This is a genomic window from Mycoplasma zalophidermidis (assembly GCF_024742155.1).
GTDB classification, from domain to species: Bacteria; Bacillota_I; Bacilli_A; order Mycoplasmatales; family Metamycoplasmataceae; genus Mycoplasmopsis; species Mycoplasmopsis zalophidermidis.
Genome location: NZ_JANSFS010000002.1, coordinates 84,627 through 101,985, shown reverse-complemented (window position 1 = coordinate 101,985; position 17,359 = coordinate 84,627). Strand labels below are relative to the sequence as shown.

At 29.6% G+C, this 17,359-nt stretch carries 15 protein-coding genes, 3 tRNA genes and 1 pseudogene; 8 read left to right on the top strand and 11 right to left on the bottom strand.

Going from position 1 to position 17,359, the window contains the following annotated elements; translation table 4 throughout:
- Window positions 1–83 precede the first annotated feature (83 nt).
- Together NW238_RS01665 and NW238_RS01660 are read right to left on the bottom strand one after the other, a co-directional pair.
- Window positions 84–1,514 (bottom strand): hexose phosphate transporter, encoded by a 1,431-nt coding sequence (locus NW238_RS01665; protein WP_216505296.1) that lies wholly within the window; start codon window positions 1,512–1,514, stop codon window positions 84–86.
- Window positions 1,515–1,764: 250 nt separating this feature from the next.
- Window positions 1,765–4,680, bottom strand: coding sequence for a lysylphosphatidylglycerol synthase transmembrane domain-containing protein (locus tag NW238_RS01660; protein ID WP_258451689.1), 2,916 nt, complete (start codon window positions 4,678–4,680; stop codon window positions 1,765–1,767).
- A gap of 91 nt (window positions 4,681–4,771) precedes the next feature.
- Between NW238_RS01660 and fmt the strand changes: the two genes are divergently transcribed.
- On the top strand, window positions 4,772–5,611 hold the full coding sequence (fmt, locus tag NW238_RS01655; protein WP_216567777.1) for a methionyl-tRNA formyltransferase: 840 nt from the start codon (window positions 4,772–4,774) through the stop codon (window positions 5,609–5,611).
- 19 nt (window positions 5,612–5,630) lie between these two features.
- Here the strand turns inward: fmt and NW238_RS01650 are convergent.
- The 5 genes from NW238_RS01650 to NW238_RS01630 form a co-directional block, all read right to left on the bottom strand.
- Window positions 5,631–5,706, bottom strand: a tRNA-Thr gene (locus NW238_RS01650).
- A gap of 76 nt (window positions 5,707–5,782) precedes the next feature.
- Window positions 5,783–6,073, bottom strand: a complete 291-nt coding sequence (locus NW238_RS01645; protein ID WP_258451688.1) for a hypothetical protein — start codon at window positions 6,071–6,073, stop codon at window positions 5,783–5,785.
- Window positions 6,066–7,772, bottom strand: coding sequence for an ATP-binding protein (locus NW238_RS01640; RefSeq protein WP_216505300.1), 1,707 nt, complete (start codon window positions 7,770–7,772; stop codon window positions 6,066–6,068). Before NW238_RS01640 ends, NW238_RS01645 begins: the two co-directional genes overlap by 8 nt.
- Window positions 7,772–8,467: a PHP domain-containing protein gene (locus NW238_RS01635; RefSeq protein ID WP_216505301.1), complete on the bottom strand. Its 696-nt coding sequence runs from the start codon at window positions 8,465–8,467 to the stop codon at window positions 7,772–7,774. Before NW238_RS01635 ends, NW238_RS01640 begins: the two co-directional genes overlap by 1 nt.
- 95 nt (window positions 8,468–8,562) lie before the next feature.
- Complete coding sequence (locus NW238_RS01630) at window positions 8,563–9,204, bottom strand: hypothetical protein (RefSeq protein WP_216505302.1); 642 nt, start codon at window positions 9,202–9,204, stop codon at window positions 8,563–8,565.
- 76 nt (window positions 9,205–9,280) lie between these two features.
- On the opposite strand from NW238_RS01630, the gene NW238_RS01625 reads away from it, so the two are divergent.
- Window positions 9,281–9,355 (top strand) — tRNA-Trp (locus NW238_RS01625).
- Between the two features lie 36 nt (window positions 9,356–9,391).
- On the opposite strand, the gene NW238_RS01620 is transcribed toward NW238_RS01625, so the two are convergent.
- Window positions 9,392–10,291, bottom strand: coding sequence for a DegV family protein (locus NW238_RS01620; protein WP_216505303.1), 900 nt, complete (start codon window positions 10,289–10,291; stop codon window positions 9,392–9,394).
- A 116-nt stretch (window positions 10,292–10,407) separates the two neighbouring features.
- Between NW238_RS01620 and tapR the strand changes: the two genes are divergently transcribed.
- The 3 genes from tapR to NW238_RS01605 all read left to right on the top strand — a co-directional run bounded on the left by tapR (window position 10,408) and on the right by NW238_RS01605 (window position 12,393).
- On the top strand, window positions 10,408–11,058 hold the full coding sequence (tapR, locus tag NW238_RS01615) for a TyrS-associated PheT N-terminal domain-related protein TapR (RefSeq protein ID WP_258451687.1): 651 nt from the start codon (window positions 10,408–10,410) through the stop codon (window positions 11,056–11,058).
- Between the two features lie 14 nt (window positions 11,059–11,072).
- On the top strand, window positions 11,073–12,308 hold the full coding sequence (tyrS, locus tag NW238_RS01610; RefSeq protein ID WP_216567779.1) for a tyrosine--tRNA ligase: 1,236 nt from the start codon (window positions 11,073–11,075) through the stop codon (window positions 12,306–12,308).
- 11 nt (window positions 12,309–12,319) lie between these two features.
- Window positions 12,320–12,393, top strand: a tRNA-Thr gene (locus tag NW238_RS01605).
- Between the two features lie 33 nt (window positions 12,394–12,426).
- Here the strand turns inward: NW238_RS01605 and NW238_RS01600 are convergent.
- The 3 genes from NW238_RS01600 to NW238_RS01590 form a co-directional block, all read right to left on the bottom strand.
- The gene (locus tag NW238_RS01600) at window positions 12,427–13,308 is read right to left on the bottom strand and encodes an ion transporter (RefSeq protein WP_258451686.1); all 882 of its coding nucleotides are present in this window, start codon (window positions 13,306–13,308) and stop codon (window positions 12,427–12,429) included.
- An 87-nt stretch (window positions 13,309–13,395) separates the two neighbouring features.
- Window positions 13,396–14,586 carry an acetate/propionate family kinase gene (locus NW238_RS01595; protein WP_258451684.1) on the bottom strand — a complete coding sequence of 397 codons (1,191 nt, stop codon included), beginning with the start codon at window positions 14,584–14,586 and terminating at the stop codon, window positions 13,396–13,398.
- Window position 14,587: 1 nt separating this feature from the next.
- Entirely contained in the window at window positions 14,588–15,553 is a 966-nt protein-coding gene (locus NW238_RS01590; protein WP_258451682.1) for a phosphate acyltransferase, read from the bottom strand.
- Window positions 15,554–16,073: 520 nt separating this feature from the next.
- Here NW238_RS01590 and NW238_RS01585 point away from each other — a divergent pair.
- From NW238_RS01585 to NW238_RS01575, 3 genes and pseudogenes are all read left to right on the top strand, one after another.
- Entirely contained in the window at window positions 16,074–16,271 is a 198-nt protein-coding gene (locus tag NW238_RS01585; RefSeq protein ID WP_171111435.1) for a hypothetical protein, read from the top strand.
- A 5-nt stretch (window positions 16,272–16,276) separates the two neighbouring features.
- On the top strand, window positions 16,277–17,008 hold the full coding sequence (locus tag NW238_RS01580; RefSeq protein WP_216505309.1) for a 2-oxo acid dehydrogenase subunit E2: 732 nt from the start codon (window positions 16,277–16,279) through the stop codon (window positions 17,006–17,008).
- Between the two features lie 2 nt (window positions 17,009–17,010).
- Window positions 17,011–17,241 (top strand): annotated as a pseudogene (locus NW238_RS01575) (biotin/lipoyl-containing protein); the annotation flags it as partial.
- Window positions 17,242–17,359 lie beyond the last annotated feature (118 nt).

The following is a 17,359-nucleotide window of genomic DNA, read 5'->3' as shown; positions in this document are numbered from 1 at the left end:
TAAAATACTCGTTTTGAGTATTTTAGAAAATTGACTAATGATTAAAAATAATAAAAATTCAAGGGTTTAACCTTGAATTTTTATTATTTTTTAGATCAACTTGGGAATGTCTTAGCATCGGGTGAAGGTTCTTTTATCAATAGAGCACCGATTACTGCTATTAATGACATTAGGACTATTAGACAAGTTCCAATTAATGCGTATGTAAAGTTATTGCCTGAATTTGTTGCGCCACCCACAAGAGGTACACATGATATTATGATTAAACATAATGTAAAGAACATATATCCAAATCCTCATATTAAACTAAACATTCAGCCAACTGTTTTTGGATTTGTATCTTTATATTCATGAGGTAGATTCAGGATTACACCTTGGATGCCTCATAAGCAAAGACCGGCCAAGAATCCAAACACATAAAAGAAAATGAAACTTGTAATACGAACAGCACTACCGTTAGGCTGCTTAGCGATACCAAAAATAAATATTATTGTTGATAGTACATAGAATAGTATTCCACCGCCGATGATAGTTGCGACAAATCATCTACGTTTTAAGTTATATCTAGATCATAAACCAACAGATATTGGTCCTATAAATACCGCCGCTAAAAACAAAATGTATCAGATCCGAATTTCTTTAGTGAATAATGATCTTTTAACTCCTGCTAAATCAGCAAAGAAATTAATTGATAAACTGGTTGGGAAAACTACCGCAGCCAATCATCCGCCAAAAAGCATTACTCATACATAAGTTTGTTTTTGTTTCAAATAACCTAAAAGAATTTTTCCGGCATTTTCTTCTTTGGTTTTAGATTGTTGTGTTTTATTTGTGACATCAAATTTTGAACCCATGAAAATAAATATTAGTAAAGGAATTATATTAAGTGCGGCTAGTACTGTAAATATAACCTGTCAATTATTTTGGATTGTGTCCAATTTTGAAATAAAAACAAATGGAACAATAGATATTATTGTACCTAACGGGTAAAACCAAATACCAAATTGAGAAGCTATTGATTTTTGTTTCTTTGTAAAGAAATTTGCAACTATAGGTTGAGTAAGAATTATCATCATAGTTCCACCAATAGCCATTAGTGTTCTTAATAATAAATATAAAACATAACCATATGGTGCAGCCGGCATGAATTGAGCCAGTATACCAAATAGTGTAAGTATTAAGGCAATGATTGTTGTCTTTTTATGCGCGAAACGCACCAATAATAGAGCAACCATCACAGAACCAATTCCACGACCAAATGTTATTGCTCAGTTAGTAGCGCTATTGTTTAATGCAAACGAAGTATCGCTGACAATCTTGAAATGCCCCAGGACACCGGCATGTGTTACACCATCTTTAATTCCGCTGCCGTTTAAACCAATTGAAAAACCTCAATTGATAACGAATAGTAGATATGCAAACGAAATTACAGCTCAAAGAAAAATACCGTAAAGTGTTTTATTTTTCCTCGGAGAACTGGTTGGAGTAGTTGTGTTATTTTGTGAATTATTCATTCAATTCTCCTTTCAATTTATTACATCTAATTAATTTTAAATGCATTTTTATTATAAAGGAAAAAAGAACTAAATAGGTATGGAATTAGAAACAAAAAGACTTATTTTTCTATATTTTTAGTAAAACGGAACATTTGATATTATTTTTAACTACCATTTCACTTTAATCATTATTCTTGAAAATTTTATAAGCAACCATATTAAAAGTTTTGTAATATTTTTGATAAAAAAAGCAACTCATTAAGCGCTTTTATCAATTCACAAAAACAAAACTTAATATTATTAATGTTAAAACTATAGTTAATAAAGAAAAACTTATTTTATAAAATTTTGTTTTTGTTTCGCTGATTTGGTTTAAATTTTCGTTATTAATTAATTTTAAGTTTTTGTTCCTTGCATTATGGATATCAACTCTTCTTTCACCAATAAAAACTAGCAATAAAATGATTGCAGATAGAAGTGTTGGAATAATTACTTCCCCAATACCCTTAATAGATGTAAGCAGTGATGAACGAGCAGCTATATCTAAGTGACTTGAAGGTTTTATTATAAATTCATAAATAGTTTTGCTAATTATATCATTTGTGCCAGTACCACCAGGTGTTGGAGAAATTGAGTTAATGTTTCTAATTAATACACTTCCAACCATCATATTAAAATATGAACCACCTATAATTGGTGATTGTAACATATCGGTTGACAAAGCAAATCAAGCTAATGGAACATAGGCTCAAGGCAATATTTTTCAGATTAATAATTCAATAAATTTATACCATTTTTTAATAACAGTTTTTAATCCGTGCCGTACTTTATAAAATTCGTATTGAAGTTTAGCGCGTTTATTATCTGCATCGTAAATCGAAACAAAGGGTAACCATTCAAGGAAATTAATTAATTTATTTAAAATTCAATTTTGTATTTTTTTATTTAAAGCCAGTAGTAAAAAACCAATTGCTAGAACTGAGTCTATTGTTATTCCCAATATTAAGGAAATAAGCATAATTAAGGATGTTTTATCTGTTTTTACATTAGAAAAGAAATTACCATAAAAATAAATTCCAATTGGTAAAAACACAACGATTAAAAATATATTACTCATTTGCCAAATAAACGTATTTATAACAATTGAAGAAATAAGTTGTGGGCGCGGAACGTTTCTTCTTCTTAAAAATCAATATGTGGCAATATCACCACCGATAGATTTTGGAGTTACATTTTGGGAAACTAAAGAGATAAGTGAACCAGTCAATAGATCTGTGAATTTAACATTTATGTTCTGCCACTTCAAAAGTTTTTTGAAAATCATCGCGTTTGTGAAAGAATAAATCAAAAAACCACCTATTATCGCAATAAATGAAGCTCTGGAGTATACAGACGTATTTATTTGCGTTCACATACCATTAAATATTTCTTTAATATTGGCTGAACCTACCGAATTTGAACTCTTAAAGTTATAAACTGAGTGAAATAAGAACGCGAATATCCCGAATAAAATCAAAACAAAAAACACATATTTTAATACCGAAAAAGCATTTAATTTAGTAGTAGAAGATGTTTCTTTAAGCTCTAAAATACTATCTAACATATTATTTTCGCGAATTATCACACCCAACTTGCCATCTTCGTCAGTTTTACGAATTTTAACATCTGTAAAAATAGTCATTTTTTCATCTAATGAATTGTAGGTTATAACTGAATTATCTCCTTGTTCAAAACAAAGTTTTAAATAAATATTTGATTCAATAGCATGATCTTTAATTAATTTATAATTAACTAATTTTTGTTCGCCAACGTGTGTTGTATTTTTCAGTCTGTTTATGAAACTGCCAATACTTTTTTTAGGCATTTCATATGATTTGGTTTGCGTGTGCGAATAACCGTATTCACTGTAAATTTTATTCAAAATGTCAAAAAGCGTTAAACCTTTTTCTTTGTAAACAGATATCATTCTCATTAATTCTGCTGAAAATAAATAAGCATCAAATATGTAATTAGAAGAATTAAGCATATATTCAAAATTATTTGTGTGAGCAATTAGTAAGTTATTATTGTCTTTTAATTGCTTATATAGTGATGAATGATTGAGAAAAACTAATGTTTTTATGTTATATTTTTTAGCAACAACATCTAATAATGATGAAGAGTTAAAACTTCGTGCAACGAACGCATTAATTAAATTAGATTTATCAAAATCGGGATCATCATTCACTAAAAAATGAAGGTAAATAGCAGAAATTTGGTCAGGTTTTAGGTATTTATAAAGATGTTTGTGTTTTATTGATACACAAACACCGCTTCCAGACCTATTGATCGCAAAATTCGCATCGTTTTTTCTGAACCAATACTTCATATTAAGACTATTCAACTGATTAAGATTTGATTTATATCAGTTTTTATTTGTTTTATTATCTCTGTATTTAACCTTAATATCCAGTTTATTATGTAAATTTTTAATGTATGAATATTGTTCGTGAGATGAAATATCAAAAGCAAATAAATTATTATTGATCTTTGAAAAGCCTTTTTTTCTTTTTATGAATTCCAGTGAATTATTAATGCATTCATCCATTGCTTCAATATAATTAACATTAATCTCATTTTCAGGTATTGAAATCATTAAATAGTTAACTTCGTTTAATTTCATTGAGATTTTAGTTATATCAGTTGCGTTGAAATTTTCTCCATCTCCTCAATAAAACGCAATTTGAATACTGTTTTTTACATTTTTGTATTTACCAATGTATACACGAACTGGTATTTTATATTTTTCTGTAATCGTTTTGTGCGTGATGCTAGGTACTTTTTCAGCATCTTTTATCGTATTGATTAAGTATCCTTTTTTATCTAGTACTCTACTCATAATACTTGTATAAAGTTTGCCGTGAAATGATTGGTCATTACCGAAAAATATTTGTTTAGAATCTAATTTTTGATCATCGAGCATGTTCCCTAACGATTCAGCAATAGCGGTAACGGTATATTCGTTAATAAGATTGGTTCCTACACCGATTTCAGCAATAACTTTATTACCAGTAAAAAACATGCTTCTGCTAAAAGCATAATTAATTTCCGCCTCTTTGTTTATTAAACCAAAAGACAGTATTTTTTTTGCAAACAATTTATCTTTCGATTCTTTTGCTCGTCATTTTTCAAAAACAGGATTCATATTCCTCCACTTAAATTAATTATATATAAAAAAATAATCCTTTCGTCCATAAAATCGTCGCGGAAATAGATTCCAATATTATAATGTTTATATGAAAAAAATATTATTAGCTGGTACTCCTGAGTTCGCAGTACCGATTTTTGAAGAGTTGATTAAAAATTTTGATGTTGTTGCCATTGTCTCTCAGCCAGACAGACCTTCTGTGAGAGGAAGAAAAATAATACCAACACCCACTAAAGAATTAGCTTTAAAATATAATATTAGATGCTTTCAACCTGAAAAGATTGTCGATATTTACGATGAGTTAAAATCATTAAATTATGATTATTTGATTACTGCTGCTTTTGGACAGTTTATACCATCTAAAATATTAGATTTGGCTAATAAACTTAATCTGAATATTCACGGTTCATTACTGCCAAAATATAGGGGAGCTGCTCCTATACAATATGCAGTTTTAAATGGAGATTCAGAAACTGGGATTAGTGTAATAGAGATGGTTAAACAAATGGATGCGGGAGATGTTTTTGTTCAAAAATTGATAAAAATAGACGAAAATGATACGTCAAAAGATGTTTTTGAAAAATTAAAAAAAATAGCTGCTGAAAATATTGTGTCTTGAATTAATGATATTGATAGTGGTAAATATAATAGAACTGCTCAAGATGAAAACTACGTTACTTTTAGTCCAAAATTGGAAAAAGAAGCTGGGGAAATAAAAAAAGACATGACTTGTAATCAAGCGTTGCGAATTATTAAAGCTTTTAATCCCAATCCATCAGCTTATTGCTTTATGGATAACAAGAGAGTAAAGGTGCATTTTGCCCAAAAAGAACAACTCAAAAATGCACCAACATTTGATTTATCCGATGGAAAACTTTATCTATCAGATTATAGTTTTGAAGGAAAAAAACGTGTAATTTTAAAATAAAAAACCCATTACGGGTATATGGTGCCGACTACAGGACTTGAACCTGCGACCCCATCCTTACCATGGATGTGCTCTACCGGCTGAGCTAAGACGGCGCAAAAGTATTATAATATAAATTTATATAAAATAAAATCATTTAAAAATTCCGCGGGACGGAATTTTTATTATTTTTTATAGAGTTTTAAATCTTTCGACAAATTTTTTAAATAATTCAACAATTAATGAAACAGATGTATTGTCTTTCGATGCTTCAAGCGTTTCGTCAGTAATTACCAATTCAACATTTTTATTATCTGATGAATGGTTTGCTACAAATTCAACAAGAAATTTATCAATTGCTTCTTTGTTTCATGTGTCTTTAGGATTATTTAAATAAATTTCTCATTTATTCTTACTCTTTGTGTCTTTTATTATTAATATAGACCCCTTGACTTCGTCTGTTTTAAAATCAATATTAATCATTCTTTTCTCCCTTTTTAAGTTTGTAATTTAATATTTTGCTTCGTTTATTTAGAGCCTCAAATCCACCTTCTAAATAATATGATTCAGCTGTTTCTTTTTTATTGATTATCTTGTTTTCAACTATTTTTTGGTCTAACTCTTTTTCCAAATCTATTGTAATCGAGTCACTTTCCAACAATGTACCAATATTAGCGTTATGTGTAACTATAAATAATTGCTTATTTGTGTTTTTAAATTCTTTTAGCAATTGTATTACTTTTGTGACCACTGTGTAATTATCAAGGTCGTCTTCAATTTGGTCAAGTAATAAATATTCGCCATTGTCTCCTGAATCAATATTTTCAATGGTGTGCATAATACCAAAAAGCGATTTTTCGCCATTTGACATCTGTTCATAGTTTTTATCACCGACACTCAGTTTAATATGTTCTTTTAACAACGTATTTACGACTTCTTCTTTCTTGCGTTGCGACATTAATGTATATTCATTTGAAGATGTTATTAAATCAATAATATTTTTTCTTCTATTAGCATTTAACCCAATAGTTTCTTTAATAATATCTTGGATGTTACCTTCATCTAAATCGAACGGTTCAACTTTCAAAAAAATTGCATCCTCATTTGGAATTTTCCATTTAAAATTTCAATTAACTGAATACGTATTTTTATTTTCATTATCAATAACGTTTTTATAAGCTTTATTGCAATTAAACAACTTTTCTGCAGATTTAGCAAAATAGTCGCACAGTTCATTATATTGACTCAAATTATTTTCGTTTTTATTTAATCTTTCTTTCGCTGCCTTCAAAGCATATTCATAACTTGACACAAAACTTTCTAGAGTATTTTTTAATATTTTATTTTTAACATTTAATTTTTTGGTTGCTACTTGAAAATCATTCAGTGATTTGGTTAAAATAACTAATTTTGAATTGAATTCGTCATGCTCTTTTTTGTAATAATCTTTATAATGATCCAAACTATCAATATTTTTTATTATGTCTAAATTTAATGAACCAATTAAATTAATTTGTCTTTTTATTTCATTTTCATTAGTCGTTAAATTATTGCTAAGACTCTCTAAATGCATTTTTTCTGCATTTCAATCAAACGTATTTGTCTGCAAGGTTGATAGTGAAGAATTGGTGTTTTTGGTTTTTTCTAATATAAATGGTATGTGATAATTTATGGTTTTTTTGCTTAAATCATTGTATTCACAAAAAGTTTTAGCCAAATCATCATAAGGTTGAAGAAATTCTGTATTTATCGGATCTTTAAGTATTTCTGATACATATATAGGTAGATTCTCTTTCACAAGTTTTTTAAATTTTGAAGAATAATCAATAGAAGATTTTCGCGAATCATTTTGTGTTATATAACAGCTAAATTTTTCTTGTAATTCATTTAAACCATCGGTATATTTATTTTGAGGCTTATTGAGATTTAGAAAATTGTTTGAATAGTATTCACCGGTTTCATCAATAACCTTTTCAATCGCCAGACAATATTTATTTTCGACAAAATCTTCTTTTTTGTTTCCTCTTTTAAATATGTTTGTTTTTGCTATTGATTCAGCAATAAGACGTAAAAACGTGCTCTTTCCTGAGCCTTTTTCTCCTAAGATAACATTTATTTTTCCAAAATTTACTTCTTTTGTTTCTCCGGTTACTGTATTTTTAAAAACTATTTTCTTAATCATTAATACTCCTTTATTTCTACTAATTTTTTATTTAAAGCTTCTTTGATAGTGTCAAAAGAAACATTGCCATTAACAGTTACATATGTTTGATATTTGGTATTATCATATGGATATTTTTTTCAATCATGAACATCGCTAAACATTACAACTGGAACATCAGTGAGAAATTTTGAAACTTTTTTTAGATTCGAGGAGTTAAAAGTTGTTGAATCTAAACCATCAACTTGACAATTTATCAAATCTTCTAATACTAAAAAATCTTTTCCCTTTCCGATGTGCGGAAATATCATAAATTTAAATCCTTTAAGAAGATTACACAAACTTTTGTAACTGTGGTTTTTTCTGTTCATGTGTGAAAAGTTAGAGTTTATAATTTTTTCGATTTTTTCTAAATTTTCATTAGGGTCAAAAACAATTACAGCTTGAGCAATTTTATTGCCCTTGTATGAAATTAGGTTAATTTCACACCCAGGCAATAACAATATATTTGCCTTCATTTCTTTTATTAATCCAAGTCTTCTTTTATAACTTTCTAAAAATAATTTGTCGTGATCTGAAAAGCAAGCGGCCGATACGTAATTACTAATTAATTTTTCAATCATTATTTGTTCATCAAAAATTGATACATTACTGCCTGAAATATTCGAGTCAGGAGAATGCATGTGTAAATCAATAATAATCTTTTTTTGTTGCATTATTCTCCTTTTTTATTATTATAAAGAATTATTTGCATTTGTTCAATTTAAATAAAATCAACATTTTTCAGTAAAAATGTAATAAAAAGATTGAATTATCACGATAAATTCAATCTTTCCAAGTATTTTTTTCTTATCTCAAGCAAAGGCAAATATGCTGCCAATCCAATTAATAAATTAAATAGCGGTTCACTAATTAAATTCACCGTGTGAGCAACCATTCATTCTAGCGGTGGCAAAATCCCTTTAATTTCGCCAATGAATTTATTATGAAAATATTGTGACCCAAGAACAAAAGCAGTATTTAAAAATGTCGCAGCTAAAATTAGTACTAAGAATTTTCACATTTTTGGTTTATTTTTCATATTTATAAGTATGTAAATTAAATACACAATTAAACTCATCATCACTCTAGGAACAACTGATAAATCAAAATTTTGGTATTTAATTACACCTAAAATAAATGCTGCAATAAAAGAAGAGAAACCAAAACCTAATCCAGAGATTAATGAACCATTGAAACCTAAGTGGACTGTAGCAATCACAACAATCAAAGGTAAATAGGTTAATTGAGTTGGCCCGAAAGGAATATAACCTAAAAATACAGATACGCCAGCAATAAGAAAAAATGCTAGGTAAACTGCTAAACAAACAATATGGTAAATTAGACCTGATCTTGTGTGTATTTTGGCATTTGATTTAGTTGGTTCTAAATTTGATTTAGATGTCTTAAGCATGCAAAAATTATAACTGAAAACAAAAAATGAGTTAAACTCTAAAAATGTTTGGTATAATAATTTAGCAATTTGAGCTAGGAGTGTAGTTCAATGGTAGAACAACGGGCTTCAACCCCGTGTGTTATGGGTTCGAGTCCTGTCACTCCTGCCATTTTTTTATACTTTTTTTGAATTAAAAAAATGACAGCTATGCCACCTTTTTAATAATTTCAAATTTTTCTTTAATTATTTTAATAATTTCTGGTTCTAAAACAAAAGCTAGAACAGCTAATGCTTCGGGACCTGTATGGATTGATACAACCGGACCAATCAAATCAACCACAGGTTTAACACCTAGGGTTTTTGTGATATTGTCGACAAAGTCAGTTAATTCTGGTTCTTTAGCCATAGAATGTAAGGCCATAGTGAATAATTCTTTATCTGTTTCAATAGGCAATAACACTTGTTTTCTTTCCACTGCTTTTAAGCAAGTTTTGAAAAAACTTCTTCCTACAGCTTCTTTTTTTAGAAAACCTTCTTCTCAACAAATCATTGGTACAATTTTGAATAATCTCGCAACCGAAGCGGCAGTGGGGTGTAAACGACCACCTTTAACAAGATATTGGTTGTATTTTGGTATTAATGTGATTGATTTTGTGTATCAACCGTTTTCCATCATATCTACATACTCATCGAATTTTGATGAATCCTTACACATTTGATATTCAAATCAAGCCAAATCCATTGTTATCATTTGCAAAACCTGAATTGATTGTACAACTCTAACATTTTCAAAATCGCGACTCAAAGCCGTTAAAGAATTGCAGGTTCCTGATAAGTTTTTTGAAATTGGGTACACTAAAACTTTGTCAAACTCTTTTGACAATTTAGTCAATAATTCCTCAGCGACCCCTAAATTTATTGCTGACGTTTTTGCTTCTTCTTTTGTACTATAAAACTCGAATAAGTTTGAACCATTGATGTCAATACCATCTCTGTATTCTTTACCGTTAATTGATATGTGTAATGGTAAATAATATCATCCTAATTTATCGGTTTGGTTTTTAGTTAAAGCAGAAGAAGAATCTACTACAATTGCATATTTCATAAGTTTATTATAATGCAAAAGCAATAAAAAAAATATTAATACTAAAATGTTTGTTCTATTTGTGAAATTAATATTTATTATTAAATTAAAAATTTAAAAGTATAATAAAAATTACTATGGCAATAATATTTAATTACAACAAAGAATTTAAAAATACAACCGAGGTAGTTTTTGACTCTACGGTTCTTGCTTCAGTTACAAAGACATTTGAAAAAGAAGGATTGTTTTATTCGGTTTTAGTAGAGAATAACCAGTCTTTGAAAGTTAGATCTGTATTTTGCAAAGAAAATTCAAGAAGTAATTTAAACATAATTTTTGGATTTGCTAGTGAAAGTTATTGTAGCTCATTAATCAATGAAATTAGTCAACTTACTGACGAAAAACTTAATTTTAACGATAATTCCAATGTTTTAGTAGGGCAAATAATCAAACGTGAACAACACCCAAAAAGTGAAAAATTATTTGTTCTTACTGTCAATTTTGGAGGTTTTAAGAAAACTATTATTACCAATACTCTTTATACTACCGAAGGCAAATATTTGGCGTGATATATGACCGGTTCAATAACGCCACAAGGACAAGAAATTAAAATTGGGGAAGTAATGGGATTTACCAGCGAAGGAATGTTATGTAGTGCTTCTTCACTTGGCCTAGATAAATATAAAGATTCATTTGAGAATGACGTTTTAAGTTTTGCTAAATCACACAAAAATGAGTATCTGGGTAAAAAAATACAGGATATATATCCTGAATTAATCTTTAAATAATTAATGGAGAAAATATGACTATTATAGAAGAATTAAAAGCACGGGGGATATTAAAACAAATTAGCAATGAAGATAAATTTAATAATTTAGACCCGAAAAAAGTTAGTGTGTATGGAGGTTTTGACCCTTCAGCAAAAAGTTTACACCTTGGCAATTACATAATTATGTCAACATTAAAAAGATTTAAGAATGCCGGTTTTAATGTTATCGCTTTAATCGGAGGGGCAACCGGAATGATTGGCGATCCTTCGTTCAAAGATTCTGAAAGAGTTTTACTAGACAATGAACAAGTTGTTATTAATAAAACAAAAATTAAATCGCAACTAGAGTCAGTTGGTTTAGAAGTTTTTGATAACTATTCAATATACAAGGATATGAATATTCTTACATTTCTAAGGGATGCTGGAAAGTTAATCAATGTGGCATATATGTTGGCCAAAGATTCTGTGTCATCACGTATTGAAAGAGGTTTATCGTTTACTGAATTTGCTTATCAAATGTTGCAAGGTTATGACTTTTTACATTTATATAAATCGAAAAATGTTCGAGTTCAAATAGGGGGTAGCGATCAATGAGGCAACATAACTACCGGTTTAGATATGATAACTAAAGATTTAGGTGAAAAAAGCGAAGCTGTTGCAATTACAATTGATTTATTAACTGATGAAAATGGTAAAAAAATTGGTAAGAGTACAGGTGGAGGATCACTTTGATTAGATAAAGAAATGTCTTCACCTTTCAACATGTATCAATACCTATACAACCAAAGTGACGCAATAGTTGAAAAATTATTAAACTGATTAACATTCATTTCTCTTGACGAAATTAAAAAAATAATGAACGAACATAACCAAAACACTGCTAAACGTGTTGCGCAGGAAAAATTAGCATTTTCAGTAGTTGAAGATATATTTGGTCGCAAGGAAGCTGTAAATGCTGTTAATATTACAAAATTTTTGTTTGATAAAAACTTTGATTTATTCCAATTATCTCCCGAGGATTTAAAAAATATGGAACCCTCTTTGCCAATTTGCGAAATATCTGTTGGAGAGAATGTTATTGACTGTTTAATTAACAAGGGATTCATTTCATCTAAGAGAGAAGCAAGGGAATTTATTCAAGCAACTGCACTGAAATTGGATGGTGAAAAAGTTGAAGAAAACAGTTTATTTAGTCCAAAATTTTATGATTCAAAATATGCTATTTTTAAAAAAGGTAAAAAACAAACAATTCTTTTAAAAACAATATAGAATTGTTTTATGCCGATTTCGCTTAGTGGTAAAGCAGCTGACTCGTAATCAGTAGCCACGAGTTCGATTCTCGTAATCGGCACCATATGAAAAAACCAACGCAGTTGTTGGTTTTTTGTTATTCATTGCTGTTTTCTTTCTTTCTTTCGGAAATTTGTGATTTTAATTCTGATATGAAACCACCAGCAATCACACCACTTGGTATCGCAAAAATTGCGATACCAATAATTGAAAGAACAATTACCATAACGCGCCCAATTTCTGTTGCTGGTGTTAAGTCGCCATATCCAATAGTGGTCATTGTAACTGTTGTAAAATATATTGCTTTTATAAATTGATTACCGTCAGGGACTGTTTGCCCTTCTTTTTGCATAAAAATTTTAGTAGTTGTGTTATATTCTTCACTATAAAAAATCAATGAAAATATAATAATTACAAATAACATAAATATGAATGTATAAATTAATACATATTTTTCTTTTTTAAAAACTCTAAAAAGTGCTGCAAAAGGACTAAATAATGAGAGTAACATGAAGACTCTTATAATTCTTACAAAGACAAAATAACGTAAAAAATACAATTTTGTACCTTTTCCGGAAAAGGTAATAATCAGTTCATTAACAGATGGTATTAAAATTAATATAAGTAAAATTCCCATAAAGGTAAAAGGATATTTTAATAAATTCAATCATGGTCTTTTGTCTTCAAATGAGATTATTCCCCACATAATAAAATCTATGAAAGCTATGACAATAACTAATATATGATTTATTCCTAATAAAGCTTTAATTCAATTGTTTTCGTTAATTGAGCTGTATCTAATTGTCAGTGTTAATATTGAAGCTAGATAGACAACAAAAATTATGGACATATAAACGTTTCTCAGTAATTTGGTAATTCAGTGAAATTTGTTATCTATGTTCGATAAATCTTTTGAGGAAGTAGCAATTACTTTTATAATGTTAAATCATGTTTTATTGGTTTTGTTTGTTTCGGTCATAATTGTATTATATATAAAGAAAACAAACTCCCAAATTATAAAAAACACATTTTAGTAATAAAAAAACGTGCATTAAACACATTTTTATTATTTATTTTTTTTCATTAAGTTTTTTACGTATCTTGCTATAACTACTTCTTCATCTGTTCTAACTTTATAAATAGGAAATTCTGAACCAGGGGTTGAAATTTCAAGGAAATCTTCGTATTTTTGAATGTTTTTAGGTGCAGAAAGTTTAACGTTGTAAGCATTAATTCCTTTAACGACCATATCTCTAATTATTGCGTCATTTTCACCAATACCAGCAGTAAAGACCAAGGCATCAATTCTTTTACCAACTTTGTTTAAGTAGTTAGCTATATAGTCTACAACTCTCGTAACAAACATGTCAATTGCCAATTTAGCAGAAGGTTCTTTGTCGTAAACTTTGTGTAAATCGCGAATATCATTTGAAATACCCGAGATTCCTAATAAACCAGATTTTTTAACCATCATATCCTGAACTTCTTGAACGTCTTGACCTTCAACTCTTACTAAGTAGTCGGTAATACCAGGGTCGATTCCTCCGGCACGAGTACCCATCATTAAACCATCATATGAACTGAAACCAACTGAAATATCATAAGATAGAGAATCTCTAACTGCACATACTGAGCTCCCTGAACCAAGGTGAGCGATTACGATATTAACTTTCTTTTTATTTAGGACTTTTTGCATTTTGTTTGTTATGTAGTCATGACTTAAACCGTGATATCCAAATTTGTAAATGTGGAATTTTTTTGCTCATTGTGCGTTTATTGCGAATGTTCTATTTACTACAGGTATAGATGCGTGGAAAGCAGTATCTTGACAAATTACTTTTTTAACATTTGGTAATGCAATATTGAATGCTTCAACAGCCGCTAGTGTAGCAGGAGCATGCAGCGGAATAAATTTTGCTGCTTCTTCTATTCCTTCTTTAACTTTATCATCGTAAATAACTGGTGATAAATAATCATGTCCGGCGTAAGGAGTTCTAAATCCCACAGCTTCAATTTCATCAAAATCGCGTACAACGCTATGAATTTCTCACAATTTTAATAATTCTTTTACTGCGACTGTGTGATTAGGCATATCCGCATTATGTTCTCAGGTTTTTCCGCCCATTTTAATGATGATGTTTCCATCTAAATTAATTCTTTCGCAAATACCTTTTGCAAGTAATTCCATTTTTGTATATGAGTATAGTGCTCATTTTAGACTTGAGCTACCCGCGTTAACTGTTAATATTTTTTTCATATTATAAAAATTCATATCCTTTCAAAATTGTTATTGATGTTACATCGATAACATCTTGAACAGTGGCTCCACGGCTAAAGTCATTTATTGCCCCATTAACTCCAACCATGATTGCACCAACAGCACCGTATCCACCCATACGTTGAGCAATTTTGCATCCAATATTGCAACTTTCTAGGTTCGGGAATACGAATACTCCAGCAGGCTCTTGAAGGGCAGTAGGAAATTTCTTACCTCTAACATTTAAGTCATATGCTGAGTCAAATTGCATTTCCCCGGGAATTACATTTAAGCCTTTTTTAACAGCCATTGCAACCGCTTCTCTTACCAAGTCTGGATTTTCACCTTTACCAGAGCCGTTTGTTGAGTATGTTAAGAATCCTGCTAGTGGATTCATATCCATTGATTTTGCAAAATCAATAGCATTTGCGGCTAAATCTACCAATTGATTAACATCAGGTTTTTGCACTGTGGAAGGGTCTGTGAATATAATTTTTTCTTCTCCTTTATGCATTACGATTACTGATGACATTGTTTTGATGCCTGGTTTTGGTCCCACACATTTAAATGCTGCTCTTAAGATATCTTGTGTTGAGTAAATTAAACCTCCTACAGCGCTATCGATGTCTTTATTTCTAATCATCATTGCTCCATAGTATGGACGATATGCAACTAGTTTACGACAAGTATCTAGATCTTCCTTGCCTTTTCTAATTTCTGCCATTTTTTGAGCGTATTTTTCTATTGATTCTTTTTCGTTTGATAAAACTATATTTTTTAAACCATCATTTACGATTTGTGTTTCGTCTTCTAAAAGCATAATGGGTTTTGCTAATCCGTTATTTTGTAAGAAAAGTGCTGCTTCTCTTGATCTTTTATCATCTCCATCAATAAATAATACAGATAACACTTTTTCTTGTGCTTTTCTTGTTAAAAGTGTTTGAATGTGTTCACTAAAATTTGCCATTTGTGGTTTCTCCTTCATTGAAATTTATTAATCTCTACTATATTTTAGTCTTTATGGTTAAAAAAGATAAATTTTTAAGCCTGTTTTTTTGCAACTTTTTTAATAAAAATTTTTTTTAAATTTTAAGGTGTTCCGAAAAAGCTTTATTTAAAGCATAATTCGTAAATTAAAAAAGAAAAAAGTTCGTCTCGGAAATATGAAAAATATTATGGAAGTGATTTAAAATGATATTGTTTTCACAAAACAAGATATTTTTTTATGAAAACAGAGCAAATAATTCTAATTTTATTGTTCTTTTTATTGTGTAATTAGCAGCATTAAATTTTACGAAAACAATTCAAATATAGTCATATTAGTAAAATTTGTTAATATCATATTATTTTTTTCTATAATTTTTTTTATATTATAATTAAAACAGCAATTTAATAATTTAAATCTTGATGCATAGGTTAGTGAATTATTAATTTTGCTAAATGAATAAATTCGAATTTATAAATTTACAACCTTAAGGAGGCTTAAAATGTCAGATAAAGACAAAGAACAAGAAAGCGCCCCAGCAGTAGTTGGAATTATCAAAGTTTCAGACGAATTGCTAGATTTCTCATCTTTCAAAAAAACTAAGAAATCATGCGAAGGCCCTAAATGCGAAAGCAAAAAAGAAGGTGAATTAACACCTCGTGAAAAAGCGATTCTAGAAAGAAAAGCACAAGCTAAATAATCATTATGTCAGATATGATTCAAGCAAAAGAATTGGTAGCTAAAACAGAAGCTATCACCCCAATCCGTAAAGCAATTGCTAAGAACTTAAAACAAGTTGTTGACAATATTGCCTATTGTGCTCTAACACAAAAAACGGATGCTAGCGCATTATGAAATTTTCGTAAACAAGTAGTAGCAAGTGTTCAAGAAAAAGAAGGAGTTAAATTAACATTCCTTTCATGAATTATTAAAGCTACCGCAATCGCATTGACCGAATTCCCTGCATTTGCAGCAAAATGAGATGGAGAAAAAGGCGAAGTTTCTTATCCAGAAACAATCAACATTAATATTGCAGTCGACACACCATATGGTTTAGTTGTACCTGTAATTAGAAATGTTGAAAAATTAAGCATTGTTGAAATCCAAAAGGAAATTGTTCGTCTAGCGCAATTAGCACAAGACAAAAAACTAACAATGAAAGACATGTCGGGAGGGAACTTTACAGTTACTAACGTAGGTTCTATGGGTGTTCTATTTGGTTCACCAATTCCCAACCTAGGACAAACTGCTATATTAGCCGTTGGTTCAATTGTTGACGGAGTTAAGGCAGATAAAAGCGGTGCATTTTCACTGATTAAAGAACTATACTTAACTATCGCAGCTGATCACCGTTGAGTAGATGGCGGAGACATGGGTCGTCTAAACAACAGAATCATGCAATTATTACAAACACCAGAATTATTAGGAGAATTATAATTATGTTTTCAATGAAATTTACAGACATCGGAGAAGGTCTACACGAAGGAAAAGTAGCCGAAGTTTTCGTTAAAGTAGGAGATTCAGTTAAAGAAGGAGACAACTTATTTTCAGTTGAAACCGATAAAATGACTTCAGAAATCCCTGCTCCAGTTACAGGTGTAATCGCTAAAGTTCTAATCGAACCAGGAAGCGAAATCACTGTTGGTGACGAAATTTTTGTTATCGAAGAAAAATAAAAATAAAAATTTAAACATTGCGCGAGCAATGTTTTTTTTGTCCAATAATATTCAAATTAAGCCTCTATGGCAAAATAGTGAGTGTTTTTTTTCACGCATATATTTATTTAAT